The organism is Acinetobacter sp. (assembly GCF_050285345.1).
In the GTDB taxonomy this organism is placed as follows: Bacteria; Pseudomonadota; Gammaproteobacteria; order Pseudomonadales; family Moraxellaceae; genus Acinetobacter.
Genome location: NZ_JBLZXR010000085.1, coordinates 36,325 through 48,455 on the forward strand (window position 1 = coordinate 36,325; position 12,131 = coordinate 48,455).

Annotated in this window: 13 protein-coding genes; 4 read left to right on the plus strand and 9 right to left on the minus strand. The window is 43.0% G+C overall.

From position 1 onward, the window contains the following. Positions 1-15 precede the first annotated feature (15 nt). Positions 16-1,287, minus strand: a complete 1,272-nt coding sequence (locus ACN6OV_RS07675) for an alpha/beta fold hydrolase (protein WP_427951573.1) — start codon at positions 1,285-1,287, stop codon at positions 16-18. Positions 1,288-1,399: 112 nt separating this feature from the next. Here ACN6OV_RS07675 and ACN6OV_RS07680 point away from each other — a divergent pair, with 112 nt between their 5' ends. After that, entirely contained in the window at positions 1,400-2,176 is a 777-nt protein-coding gene (locus ACN6OV_RS07680; protein ID WP_427951554.1) for a class I SAM-dependent methyltransferase, read from the plus strand. Positions 2,177-2,189: 13 nt separating this feature from the next. Further along, complete coding sequence (locus ACN6OV_RS07685) at positions 2,190-2,759, plus strand: hypothetical protein (RefSeq protein WP_427951575.1); 570 nt, start codon at positions 2,190-2,192, stop codon at positions 2,757-2,759. A 101-nt stretch (positions 2,760-2,860) separates the two neighbouring features. Here ACN6OV_RS07685 and ACN6OV_RS07690 read toward each other — a convergent pair whose 3' ends face one another. From ACN6OV_RS07690 to ACN6OV_RS07700, 3 genes are all read right to left on the minus strand, one after another. Further along, a complete protein-coding gene (locus tag ACN6OV_RS07690; protein ID WP_427951578.1) occupies positions 2,861-3,271 on the minus strand; it encodes a GFA family protein in 411 nt (136 codons plus the stop codon). Positions 3,272-3,348: 77 nt separating this feature from the next. Then, complete coding sequence (locus tag ACN6OV_RS07695) at positions 3,349-4,557, minus strand: TIGR03862 family flavoprotein (RefSeq protein WP_427951557.1); 1,209 nt, start codon at positions 4,555-4,557, stop codon at positions 3,349-3,351. Between the two features lie 6 nt (positions 4,558-4,563). Continuing rightward, positions 4,564-5,214 (minus strand): SAM-dependent methyltransferase, encoded by a 651-nt coding sequence (locus tag ACN6OV_RS07700; protein WP_427951581.1) that lies wholly within the window; start codon positions 5,212-5,214, stop codon positions 4,564-4,566. Positions 5,215-5,297: 83 nt separating this feature from the next. Here ACN6OV_RS07700 and ACN6OV_RS07705 point away from each other — a divergent pair, with 83 nt between their 5' ends. Then, positions 5,298-5,483: a DNA gyrase inhibitor YacG gene (locus ACN6OV_RS07705; protein ID WP_427951560.1), complete on the plus strand. Its 186-nt coding sequence runs from the start codon at positions 5,298-5,300 to the stop codon at positions 5,481-5,483. A 77-nt stretch (positions 5,484-5,560) separates the two neighbouring features. Here ACN6OV_RS07705 and ACN6OV_RS07710 read toward each other — a convergent pair whose 3' ends face one another. From ACN6OV_RS07710 to ACN6OV_RS07730, 5 genes are all read right to left on the minus strand, one after another. Then, a complete protein-coding gene (locus ACN6OV_RS07710; RefSeq protein ID WP_427951562.1) occupies positions 5,561-6,205 on the minus strand; it encodes an MBL fold metallo-hydrolase in 645 nt (214 codons plus the stop codon). Between the two features lie 22 nt (positions 6,206-6,227). Further along, the gene (hemH, locus tag ACN6OV_RS07715) at positions 6,228-7,241 is read right to left on the minus strand and encodes a ferrochelatase (protein ID WP_427951565.1); all 1,014 of its coding nucleotides are present in this window, start codon (positions 7,239-7,241) and stop codon (positions 6,228-6,230) included. A 65-nt stretch (positions 7,242-7,306) separates the two neighbouring features. After that, the gene (locus ACN6OV_RS07720; protein WP_427951567.1) at positions 7,307-8,335 is read right to left on the minus strand and encodes a DUF4062 domain-containing protein; all 1,029 of its coding nucleotides are present in this window, start codon (positions 8,333-8,335) and stop codon (positions 7,307-7,309) included. A 126-nt stretch (positions 8,336-8,461) separates the two neighbouring features. Then, positions 8,462-9,340 (minus strand): glutamate racemase, encoded by an 879-nt coding sequence (murI, locus tag ACN6OV_RS07725; protein ID WP_427951570.1) that lies wholly within the window; start codon positions 9,338-9,340, stop codon positions 8,462-8,464. A gap of 48 nt (positions 9,341-9,388) precedes the next feature. Beyond that, the gene (locus ACN6OV_RS07730; RefSeq protein WP_067764044.1) at positions 9,389-9,997 is read right to left on the minus strand and encodes a DUF1285 domain-containing protein; all 609 of its coding nucleotides are present in this window, start codon (positions 9,995-9,997) and stop codon (positions 9,389-9,391) included. Between the two features lie 194 nt (positions 9,998-10,191). Between ACN6OV_RS07730 and ACN6OV_RS07735 the strand changes: the two genes are divergently transcribed. Further along, the gene (locus ACN6OV_RS07735) at positions 10,192-11,904 is read left to right on the plus strand and encodes an electron transfer flavoprotein-ubiquinone oxidoreductase (protein WP_180026642.1); all 1,713 of its coding nucleotides are present in this window, start codon (positions 10,192-10,194) and stop codon (positions 11,902-11,904) included. Positions 11,905-12,131: the final 227 nt, after the last annotated feature.

Consider the following 12,131-nt stretch of genomic DNA (forward strand, 5'->3'; position numbering starts at 1 on the left):
ATGCTGAAAACTGAGTTAATTCTGTTCAGGTTGAAGCACAAATTGAGTATTTTCACCCGAACTTTCAACAAAAAAGACTTGTCCAAATTCATCGCTGCTTAACAACTGTTGTTTATAGTTTAACGTGTAGTAATGGGCATATTTCTGGAGGTAAATTGGGTGCATCCCAGTCGCCAACTCGTCTTGTGGTAAAACCAGTTTCATCACTTGGCGATCATTCATCACCACCATATAGCGTTCATCTTGAATCTGCACCAAAACCGGCCCAGTACCTTTGGCTTGCAACGGAATCAAAAACTTATGATTTAAGGCAATGACCCCAGCCGCATAGCACTCAATTTTCTGGCTAATTACATTAAATACCAGGCCATGTTCATATTGGTCGAGCAATAAATTGCGATTGTCCTGCGGTGTAAAGGTGGTGATGCCCAATTTATTTAAATCTTGTTCACTCACTTGCTTATTATTAAATAAGGCGCGCAGCAAAGTCTGTTTTTGCTTGGCATCAAAAAACTGTGAATCGAGCTGGAAATGGTTATTTTTTAAAATTTGTCCCAAGGCCAAACGATGGCGCGACAACAAGTTTTCAATCACTTTACGGTAATAAAACTTACTGTTTTTCTTCACCTGACGCATTTTTTGATAAAAATACGGGGCATCGAAAGGATGGCGTAAAAAATCATTCAGCAGTTCTGAACTGGCCAAGACTGCAATGGCATCGTGCCCAGTAAACGGTAAATGCAGTACATGTACATGAGGAATGAGCGCATGTAACTTTTCAAAATGAGCCCGATCCTCAGGACAGTAAGGGTCATACACCACGATGTATTCACGTGTGGCTGATACATCCTCAGCTTGAATGCGCATATTGGCATTTAAGCTCGGCTGAAAGAACATGCCATAACGGGTATCGGTGATATCGGCAGGGTCAATCGAATATTGTGGCACCATGCTGACCACACGCTGAAAATCAAAGAGGTTGGCATATTTAATTGCTGCGTAGCCGCCCATCGAACCACCGTAGGCAATCCGAATTGGAAACTGTGCCAGTATCGCCTGCAGTGCGTCAAACATTTGTTGCATCGAGGCTGCAGGAAACCACGACTTCTGCTTCGGCATGACCCCAATGACATTAAAATCATACTTTTGTAATGACTTCTCCGCATTGATCGCTAATCCTTTCGCACGCGTAATCAAATCACCAAATGAAAAGATCAGCTCACTGGAACTTCCCGGTTGGTAAATCACCCGAATCTGATCATCTTCAAAAATAATCTGCTTATCCATTACAGTTTGCTCCAGTCCTTGCGTCACGCCATCCCTTCCTTGTGGTTTCAAAGTTGTTATTACTACAAATATGCTATTTTATAGAGGCCATACAGATTAAAAAGTGCAGAATATGACACAATCAATACATCCTGCCGCACAAAAAGGCTTTAGTTCAGCTGCTGAACTGTATCAACAGGTGCGCCCTGATTACCCTGAAGCGATTACGCCATGGTTAGAACAACTCTTACATTTACCTGCGCATAGCCATGTGCTCGACTTAGGTTCAGGCACCGGTAAATTTCTAAATTACCTCAAACCCTTGAGCGAAAAAATCACGGCCGTTGAACCTGTGGCTGAAATGTTACAACAACTGCGAAAAAAACATCCAGATATTGAAACTTTAGCAGCACGTAGCGATCACATTCCACTGCCCGATCACTGTGTCGATGCGATTTTTTGCGCACAGTCCTTTCATTGGTTTGCCAATACCGAAACCTTAAATGAAATTCATCGCCTATTACAACCCGAAGGTACCTTAGTTTTGGTCTGGAACCAACGCGATATTCGTGTTGATTGGGTCGCGGCGCTGGCCAATGTATTAAATCAACTCGAAGGTAACACCCCTCGTTACCACACAGGACAATGGCAAAAAGTATTTGAACAGCAGCACGATTTTAAATTATGTGCAGAAACGACATTTGCACAATTGCATCATGGTACAGTGGAGCAGGTTGTTTCAAATCGCTTTCTTTCGACCAGTTTTATTGCTGCGCTGTCTGAGCCTGAACAACAGGTACTCAAACAACAATTTGAAAAAATTGTGGCCGACTACACCCAAAAGCAAGCTCAAGATCTAATCGATTTTCCTTATGTCACTCACGTTTACGTGTATAAAAAATTAAATTAGGAAGCAAAAAATGATGCTATTTTCCTTCAAAAAAATAAGTGTAGTGTTGCTGCTTGGGATGGCACTCGGTTTAAGCGCCTGTCAAAAATCTTCTGAAACGATGGATCAAAATGCGGATAACTCCACGGATGATCAAATCATGAAAGAGCTGGATGCAGATCCGGTCAAAAGCTTTGCAAAAACCCCAGACGATCTACACGACCTTACGCAATTGACGCAGTATGATGAAAGCTTCAGCCAAATCAGTGATGAGATGGAAGATGAGTTAATGAAGCTGCGCGATGAAGACAAACTCACTGATGAGTTTGCCACACAGCGCAAACGCGACAATATCCAGTCTGCGCTCGATATGCTCAAAGAACTGGAAATGAAAACCGAACAAGGGCGTTATATTCAAACCTTGATGTATCAATATTGGGACAATCAAGCCAAAATTTATGACGAGAAAAAACAAGCCGTAGATGGTGAGCTAAAAAATCCAAGTGATAGCGTGAAAGGCTTAGGTCAATTTATCCATGCACAAGAACAATTGGAACATTGGCAGGAACAATACCCTGAATTGAAAAAGCCGAACCAATCTTAATGTAGCCATTCACTAAAGATTTGAACTGATATTTGTTCAATACGTTAAACATTAAAAAAGGGTTCACTACATAAACCCTTTTTTATTCATCAATATACGATTTAAGGCCGTTCTGCATGCTGCGGCAGATCATCACAAATTTCATCCCACTCCGCCTTGGACGCCACAAAAATATGACGCATAGGTGCTTGGGTTAAAGGTGTATCCAAAGTCCCGATACGCAGGCGATAAAAATCTGGAGTGTCAGCTTTAATACTAATAATTGGTGAACCACATTCGCTACAAAAACAGCGCTGTGTGGTCGCAGTCGAGGCATATTTTTTGAAATATTGCTCACCGACCACAATTTTAAAATCTGCTTTGGCAATTGGTGCATTGGTGGCAAATGCCGTACCATTGGCTTTGCGACAGCGTGAACAATGGCATTTCACAATGTCGCCAATCGGACCATTGATTTCATAGCACACTGCCCCACACAAACAGCTGCCGGTATATTGTTGTTGCGCACGCATCATTATTTTTCATTCTTGGCCAGAGGTGGAAAATAACATAGCACAACATTTCAAAAGCAGTGTGACAATTTGCAGCCTTACGCGCTTTTTGCCTTTAACGTCTGATGCACACCTTCACCTGCCGCACGTCCTGTCGCCAAACAAGCGGTCAGTAAATAGCCACCTGTTGGCGCATCCCAGTCCAACATTTCCCCACAGAGAAAGACCGATGGATTGTCTTTCAGTTGTAACTGGGTATTCAGCGCTTCGCGTTTCACACCACCAGCACAGCTAATGGCTTCTTCAATTGGCCTAAATCCATGGATGGTAATTTTTAATTGTTTAATTTGCTCTGCTAAAGCCGCAGCATCGTGCCACAGAGCTTTATCCACCGACTCACGTACCAAGGCAGATTTTGCGCTATCCAAGCCCGCTTTACGCCAAACATTGCTTAAAGACTGCTTCTTCGAGGGTTGTAACTTTTGGGTGAGTTGCTCAAGGGTTTGATCGGGCAATAAGTCGAGATATAATTGCATTGGTTGACCGTCACGGACTTGCTGCCGCAATGCGCGTCCCTGTTTATAGATCAAGCCACTTTCCAGTCCATAATGTGAAATCACAATATCGCCTTGAGTCCGCGCTGACTCCGCGACCCATGCATCAACCCGCTTTAAAGGCTGACCCAAAACAGGCTGCATAAACTTCGACCATGTCAGTTCAACACCGGCATTACTGGCTTGGAATGGTTCAATACTTTCAACATTTAACCATTTTTGCCATGCGCCATCACTGCCAAGTTTAGGCCAAGACACAGCACCACAAGCCATCACAATCGCATCAAAATATTCGCTATACGGCTGCTGTCCTTCAAGCAGACTCTGAATCCGTAATTCATTCTGCTGCAAATCTACAACTTGATGACGATAATGAAATTGGATGCCATGTTCCGTGAGTCGCTTAAGCCATACGCGTAACAGAGGGGCTGCTTTCATCTCTATCGGAAATACACGACCAGATGAACCGATATAGGTCTCTATCCCAAGATCTTTCATCCAGTGCTGAATCCATTTAGCATCCCACTGCTTGATCCAAGGAGACAACCATTCAGCTTGATCATAGCGCTGCACAAACTGTTCAAACGGTTCCGCATGAGAAATATTCAGCCCAGTTTTCCCGGCCATGAGAAATTTACGCGCCGCCGAGGGCTTTTGCTCATACACATGGACGTCATAGTCATATTGGCTCAACAGCTCTGCCGCCATTAAACCCGCAGGGCCTGCACCTATAATCGCAACTCGCTGTGTCATGCTGACTTATTCCGCATTTTTGGGTGCTAGATTCTGCCCCTGCAAAGGCTGAAAATCATCAAACCGTGTGCTGTAATCCGCAGGCTTAGTGATGATCAGTTGCTGACACAATTCACCGCGTTCTAAATATTTAATTTCAAAATGGGTGCGTGCCGATGTTGCTGCAATTTTTTCTTTAACGAAAGGTAATTGCCACACGTCAATCAACTGTTGCTGTGCTTCTTTAATATATTCAGGAATATTACTCGCCAAAGTAATGCACCCACCCGGTTGCAAACGCGACAATAAAAACTCAAAAAACGGCATATTCAACCAGCGCTGTGCCGGGTTATGTGGCTCAGGATTTGGGTACAAAATAAAAAACTGTTGAACTTGTGCTGGATATAAAGCATGTACCACCCAGGGTAATGCATCCGCATGTACCGTGCTTAAGTTCGGCTGCCCTTCAATTGTATGTTGCTTTTGCATGGCCAAAAACTTTTCACGGGTCCGTTCCACTGCAATCAACTGCAACTCAGGATGCATGCCTGAAAACAATAAGGCATGTTTACCTTTACCTGCGCCAATCTCGACACACACAGGCATTGGCTGGATCGGTTGAAAATCACGGGGAGCATGCATACGCTGCGCTTGAAATTGACGAATAGGCATAAACAGATCAAACTAAACAGAACGGCATAAGTCTAACAACTACGACTGTTTTTGCCTAATTGAATCCTCTGTTTTTGCTGGAGTTGACCATGCCCACCACCATGAACTGCCCACGCTGCGGCAAACTAACCACTTGGGAAAATAATGAATATCGCCCTTTTTGTTCGGAGCGTTGCAAACTCATCGATTTAGGCGCGTGGGCCAATGACGAATATCGTTTGCCGACACAAGACGCCCCACAAGCTGATGGTGGTCGTGAAGAAGATCAATATTAAAAAATCTTCAGTGCAATAAAAAAGGTCTACATCGTGATTGGTAGACCTTTTTTCAGACTAAAACTTGGTATTAAAAGTTAACCCGCTTTACTGGCCACGAAAGGATTATGCTGCTTTTCATAACCAATGGTGCTCATTGGGCCATGACCAGAGATAAATTGCGTCTCGTCTGGCAAGCTAAAGCATTCACGTTGAATGGAATCGAGTAATTGTTGATGATTGCCACGCGGGAAATCGGTACGGCCTATCGAGCCTTTAAACAACACATCCCCCGTCCATAACACCCCATATTTGGCGTTATAGAACATCACATGACCCGGTGTATGGCCAGGCGCAAAGCGAACTTCAAACTCTTCTTCGCCCAGTTTTAATGTTTCACCACCTTCAAGCCACTGTGTCACATGGACATTTTCTGGAATTGGAAAACCATATTTTGCAGAGACGTCTTGGATCATATCGAGCCAAAATGCATCGTCTTTGTGTGGACCGACCACAGGCACATTCCAAATTTTAGTTAATGCACCCACTGCCCCCGCATGATCGAGATGACCATGCGTCAGCCACAATGCTTTTACCGTTAAACCGAGTGCTTCAACTTCTGCTTTTAATTTTTCAGGTTCACCACCTGCGTCAATCAAAATAGCCTCTTTGGTTTCAGAATCCCACACAATTGAACAATTTTGCTGAAATGCCGTGACCGGTACGATTTTAACTTGCAACATATGGCGAAAAACCTCAATGCGTTTAATGGGCTAATGTCTGCTTTAAGGCATCGAGATTAGCTTGAAGTAATAAATTCAGCAATGCGACATGATCTTCACGTGCATTTAGGGCAGGAATATAACCATAATCAGTTCCCCCTGCCGATTGAAAAATTTCGGCATTTTGGAGTGCCAATTCTTCTAAAGTCTCTAAACAATCGGCAGAAAAGGCAGGGCTCATCACCTGCACCGATTTCACGCCTTGCTTGCCCCAAGCGCCTAATGTGGCATCGGTATAGGGTTTCACCCACTCTTGCTTACCAAAACGGGACTGGAAACTAATTTCATACTGATCTTCGGTTAAGCCCAAAGCTTGTGCCACCAAATGCCCAGTGATACGGCAGCGGTCAGCATAAGGGTCGCCCTTATCAGCATACGGCTGCGGAATACCATGAAACGACATCAGCAATTTATCTGGTACACCATGTTCAGCTTGATAGTCGCGCACACTTTGAGCCAAAGCCTGAATAAATAACGGGTGCTGATAATAGTCGCGAATAATGCTCAATCCCGGCAAGTTACGTTGCTGTGGAATCCATTTCGCTATCGCATCGTATAAAGGCGCAGTTGAGGTCGCTGAATATTGTGGAAATAGCGGAAATAATAAAATATGATCTTGTGGATCAGCCGCCAATTCATTTAATGCTGTGGAAATCCCCGGATTGCCATAAGTCATGGCAGGAATCACATTCAATTCAAATTCAGGATATTGCGCAACCAAATGCGCTTTGACCGCCGCGACTTGCTCCAGCAAAATTTCGCGCATCGGTGAATCATTGCCCCATACCATTTCATAGGCATGTGCAACCCGCTTTGGACGAAACGGCAAAACAAACAAACGGAGAATAAGCTGCCAAATCGGTTTTGGAATTTCGATCACTCGTTGATCTGACAAAAACTGTTGCAGAAAACGACGTACAGACGGCGCAGTCGGCGCATCAGGTGTACCCAAGTTTGCCAAAATAATGGTGATCTTGGCTTTTTCGGCAGACAACATTATGCTTTTTCCATCAATTTGAATAACGCTAATGTAGCAGTTTTTTCTCTATTTAATAAAACAGATTAATACACAGTTTTAAATTGAAAAACTCGATTATTATCCAGCAAATTGCTTTCCAGTAATTTCTGCCCTTTCGAAGTCACTTGCCACAGCATACGCTGACGGTCATCACGGCCACTCGGAATAATCCAATCATTCTGACGCATCTGACTTTTAATACTGTGCAGGGCACGAATATTCACTTGCGCTCGCGCAACTGCATGTGCACGTGGCATTTCAACCCGTGCATCCTCTAAACCAGTTTCATTCAGAAACTCATTCATACGCTTAGAGAAAAATTCTTCAGGTGTCGGATTCACAAAGGTCGAACCCAAAATCGACAGCAACTGCGCCCACGTCATCTTTTTACTAACTTTCAGTTCTTTAAAATTACCATCCTGATAGGCATGCATACGGTATTCAAAGGCAAACACCTCATGCATCGAAACTTTAGGTAAAGACAAGAACGGATCAACTTCGCGTTTGCCTGACTCAGTTTCAAGCTGCACCAATTTTGCTTTTAAACGATCAATTTCATCATGCAAAGCTTGAGTGTTTTGCGGACGTACCCAACCTGTAACCGGATAACGCTCCAACATTTGTGGCATATTCAAACGAACCGCCATTTCAAGGTCACGTAAAGTCCGATAGCTAAACACCTGATCGACTTCGTTCTGTAGTAATCTACGAAATTCTTTAAATTTTTCTTTCAGTTCTGGTTTGGTGTCGTGTAAAGCAGGATCACGTGAATCTGGATCTTCATGCATAAAAACAACGATCGGCTTTTGTTTGGTCACCGCATAAATATATTCCAGATGCATATAGCCCACACCTGAAACAGACTGCTCACCATACTGACTGCCCAACAAGATCACCACATAATCACAATCATCGATCTGACGACGTGCAAAAGCAGTGCTTAACGGTGTGCGTTGCTCAAGGCCCCACGAAAAAAAACCCATCCCCACCAAAGTCTGAGCCAATATCATCCGTTCTGGCTGCATTTCACTGCCAGATGTGGAAATGAATACTTGATAACGCTTATCGAGCATTAGTGATCCTCTTCCCGTTACATGCCGCACTCAGTCCTAAAATAGATCCTGAAATGTACGGCATGACTCCCCCAATAAATTTAAATTCTTTTCTTTAAAACCGTGCAAATGACTGATTTAAATTATTCAACTCGCATCCTGAATATTGACAATATTCCAAGTGATTTCTTCAGCTTGAATTAATCGCGCCACCACGGGTTTTAACTGTTCCGCATTATGACCACTGACATAACATTCAATACGCAGACAATTTTTGCGTTGATGCTCAAATAATAACTCATTTTTAATCAAAATTCGGGCAGTTTGCCGTGCAACTGCAAATCCAGAGTCAATTAATGTCAGCTTCTGACCAAAAATATACTGAATTGCCGATTTTAGGAAGGGGTAATGTGTACATCCAAGCACTAAAAAATCTGCACCTTGATTTACAACTGGCTGTAAAACCTCAGTTAATGTGTTAAGACAAGCCTCACTCATCTGCGCGCCTGCTTCTACAAAGGGTACTAATTCCAAACTGGTCACAGTCAGAACATTGACCCCTGCCGGCTCAGCAAAACGATGCATCACATCTTTAATCAACTTTCCACGAAATGTCGCAGGTGTTGCAAGAACAGCCACTGTTTTACTTTTTGTTTGCAGAACGGCAGGCTTTAACGCAGGAACTAAACCAATAATGGGGAAGTTCTCCCCATAATGTTCACGCAAATAATCCAAACTAAAAGCAGATGCCGTGTTACATGCCACGACAGCGACTTTACAGCCTTGGCGGTATAACCACTCTATGGCATGTGCAGTCAACTCACGTATATTTTGATCATCACGTGGCCCATAGGGTACATGTGCAGTATCGGCATAATACACAATACGTTCATTCGGCAAATAACGCGCAATTTCCAAGGCCACAGATAAGCCACCAATCCCCGAATCAAATAAACCGATCGGTGCATCTGCGCCAGCTTTCGGCATGGGTACATCCAGTGGGTAAATGGGGTGAATGGCGGTCATAGGATCACTTATATGTTGTTCAGAATGACAAGGTGGAAAGCTTAAACCTCAGGTGCCTAATTGCAAGCTCAAATCACCACTTTGTAACACTAAAATGGATTCACCTTTTTCATTTTCAAGCAGTTCACCCATCTCAACCAAATGAAAGAATGCGGCACGCTGGATCAGTGCATTAATTCCAAAACGCACATGTACATAAGGGCGCAATTCACCTTGATATTCACGCATAAAAATAGGATGTTCATCATCCACAACAACCACATCTTGTGTCGTGGTCGTAAACTGGATATAGCGCTTATTTTCTAGCTCAAGCATATCGACTTGATTAACAAATAAAGGCTCATCTTCTACCTGTATTTCAATCTGCTCGACTGGGGTCTTTAAATAGAACTTGCTGTCTTCTTTCCATAGTACTGTCGAAAACAAGTCAATAAGCGCTTGGCGTTTGATCAATTGACCATCGTGCCACCATTCTCCATTGGCTAAAACCTTCAAATCCATTGCACCACAATGCTTTGGATGCCATTGATCTAATGGTGGGATTGACCTTTTGTGACCGGACTGTCCATCTTTTAAGTATTGTGCAATGTTCATTAAATTTCTATCATCCCTATTAATGACTTTTTTCGTCGGGTTTCCGATCAATTGCTGCTTCATCCGCCTAATAAATACCTTAGTGACGGAAAAATAATATGATTCAGCCAATTGGCTAGAACTCGGTTTAAAACTATACTAGCCCACAATATTCAAGACACGATAGAAAAATTGTGTCTGGGCATTAAGAACACTCATGGCAGCACCATTTAAATGAGTTAAATGGATGCCACCTTCCGAAATATGAGGAGTCCTACATGGAACACATCGAACGTGAATCGATGGAGTTTGACGTAGTTATCGTCGGTGCAGGTCCTGCCGGCCTATCTGCTGCGATTAAAATTCGTCAACTTGCAATTGAAAATAACCTAAACGATCTGTCCGTTTGTGTCGTGGAAAAGGGCTCCGAAGTTGGTGCGCACATTCTATCCGGTGCTGTGCTAGAACCTCGCGCAATGAATGAATTGTTCCCAGACTGGAAAGAACAAGGTGCGCCTTTAAATGTGCCTGTAACTGAAGATAAAACCTTCTTCTTATTGTCTGATGAAAAATCACAAGAAGCACCGCATTGGATGGTACCAAAAACCATGCATAACGATGGTAACTATGTTATTTCGTTAGGTAACGTGGTTCGCTGGTTAGGTGCTAAAGCTGAAGAATTAGAAGTGTCTATTTTCCCAGGCTTTGCAGCATCTGAAATTCTTTACCATGAAGACGGGACTGTGAAAGGTATTCAGACTGGCGACATGGGTATTGGTAAAGATGGCGAACCAACGCACAACTTTACCCCTGGCTATGAACTGCATGCGAAATACACATTATTTGCTGAAGGCTGTCGTGGTCACTTGGGTAAACGTCTGATTGCTCAGTTCAACTTAGATAAAGATGCTGATCCGCAACATTACGGTATTGGTATTAAAGAACTTTGGGAAATCGACCCTGCTAAACACAAGCCAGGTCTGGTGATGCACGGTGCAGGTTGGCCTTTAAGTGAAACAGGTTCTTCAGGCGGTTGGTGGTTATACCACGCTGAAAACAACCAAGTGACGTTGGGTATGATCGTTGACTTATCATATACCAATCCACACATGTATCCATTTATGGAAATGCAGCGTTGGAAAACACATCCACTAATCAAGCAATATCTTGAAGGTGGCAAACGTATTTCTTATGGTGCACGTGCAGTTGTAAAAGGTGGTTTCAACTCTTTACCTAAATTCACTTTCCCAGGCGGTAGCTTAATTGGTGATGACGCAGGCTTCCTAAACTTTGCGAAAATCAAAGGCTCTCATACAGCGATGAAATCAGGCATGCTCTGTGGTGAAGCTGTATTTGAAGCGATTGCTGCGGGTGTGGAAAAAGGCGGCGACCTTGCCATTGCACGTGTGACTGAAGGTGAAGACTTCTTCACTAAAGAGTTAACTGCTTATACTGACAAGTTTAACAACAGTTGGTTGAAAGAAGAGTTATATAACTCTCGTAACTTCGGCCCTGCTATGCATAAGTTTGGTCAATGGATGGGTGGTGCGTTCAACTTTGTTGATCAAAACATCTTTAAAGTGCCATTCACGCTGCATGACTTACAGCCCGACTTCAGCGCTTTAAAAACTGTCGATGCTGCGAACTTCAAACCGAATTATCCAAAACCAGATGGTAAAATTACATTTGACCGTCTGTCTTCAGTATTCGTATCGAATACCGTTCACGAAGAGAACCAGCCTGCTCACTTGAAACTGACAGATGCTTCTATTCCTGTAAATGTGAACTTACCAAAATGGGATGAGCCTGCTCAGCGCTACTGCCCTGCCGGTGTTTATGAAATTATGGAAGAGAACGATGGTTCTAAGCGTTTCCAAATTAATGCGGCAAACTGTGTGCACTGTAAGACGTGTGATATTAAAGATCCGTCTCAAAATATTACTTGGGTAACACCTGAGGGTGGTGGTGGTCCTAATTACCCTAACATGTAATTAGTACCTGTACATGTAATCTCTTTTGAGATAAAAAATAAACCCGCTTAATGCGGGTTTATTTTTTAATATACAATCACATTCTTTAAAAAAATATAATTAGAATAAACCTAATTACCATAAAACATTAACACAACAATTTTATATAAGTAACGCGAATCTCAACTTTCTAAACTCTTGAAATAAAAAGGACATAACACAATTTAGATTTCGACTAAGAAAACTAC

Excerpts from the sequence above, each read along its gene's own strand:
- ACN6OV_RS07675 (WP_427951573.1), bottom strand. The coding sequence starts at position 1,287 with ATGGATAAGCAGATTATTTTTGAAGATGATCAGATTCGGGTGATTTAC.
- ACN6OV_RS07680 (WP_427951554.1), top strand. The coding sequence starts at position 1,400 with ATGACACAATCAATACATCCTGCCGCACAAAAAGGCTTTAGTTCAGCT.
- ACN6OV_RS07685 (WP_427951575.1), top strand. The coding sequence starts at position 2,190 with ATGCTATTTTCCTTCAAAAAAATAAGTGTAGTGTTGCTGCTTGGGATG.
- ACN6OV_RS07690 (WP_427951578.1), bottom strand. The coding sequence starts at position 3,271 with ATGCGTGCGCAACAACAATATACCGGCAGCTGTTTGTGTGGGGCAGTG.
- ACN6OV_RS07695 (WP_427951557.1), bottom strand. The coding sequence starts at position 4,557 with ATGACACAGCGAGTTGCGATTATAGGTGCAGGCCCTGCGGGTTTAATG.
- ACN6OV_RS07705 (WP_427951560.1), top strand. The coding sequence starts at position 5,298 with ATGCCCACCACCATGAACTGCCCACGCTGCGGCAAACTAACCACTTGG.
- ACN6OV_RS07710 (WP_427951562.1), bottom strand. The coding sequence starts at position 6,205 with ATGTTGCAAGTTAAAATCGTACCGGTCACGGCATTTCAGCAAAATTGT.
- hemH (WP_427951565.1), bottom strand. The coding sequence starts at position 7,241 with ATGTTGTCTGCCGAAAAAGCCAAGATCACCATTATTTTGGCAAACTTG.
- ACN6OV_RS07720 (WP_427951567.1), bottom strand. The coding sequence starts at position 8,335 with ATGCTCGATAAGCGTTATCAAGTATTCATTTCCACATCTGGCAGTGAA.
- murI (WP_427951570.1), bottom strand. The coding sequence starts at position 9,340 with ATGACCGCCATTCACCCCATTTACCCACTGGATGTACCCATGCCGAAA.
- ACN6OV_RS07730 (WP_067764044.1), bottom strand. The coding sequence starts at position 9,997 with ATGAAGCAGCAATTGATCGGAAACCCGACGAAAAAAGTCATTAATAGG.
- ACN6OV_RS07735 (WP_180026642.1), top strand. The coding sequence starts at position 10,192 with ATGGAACACATCGAACGTGAATCGATGGAGTTTGACGTAGTTATCGTC.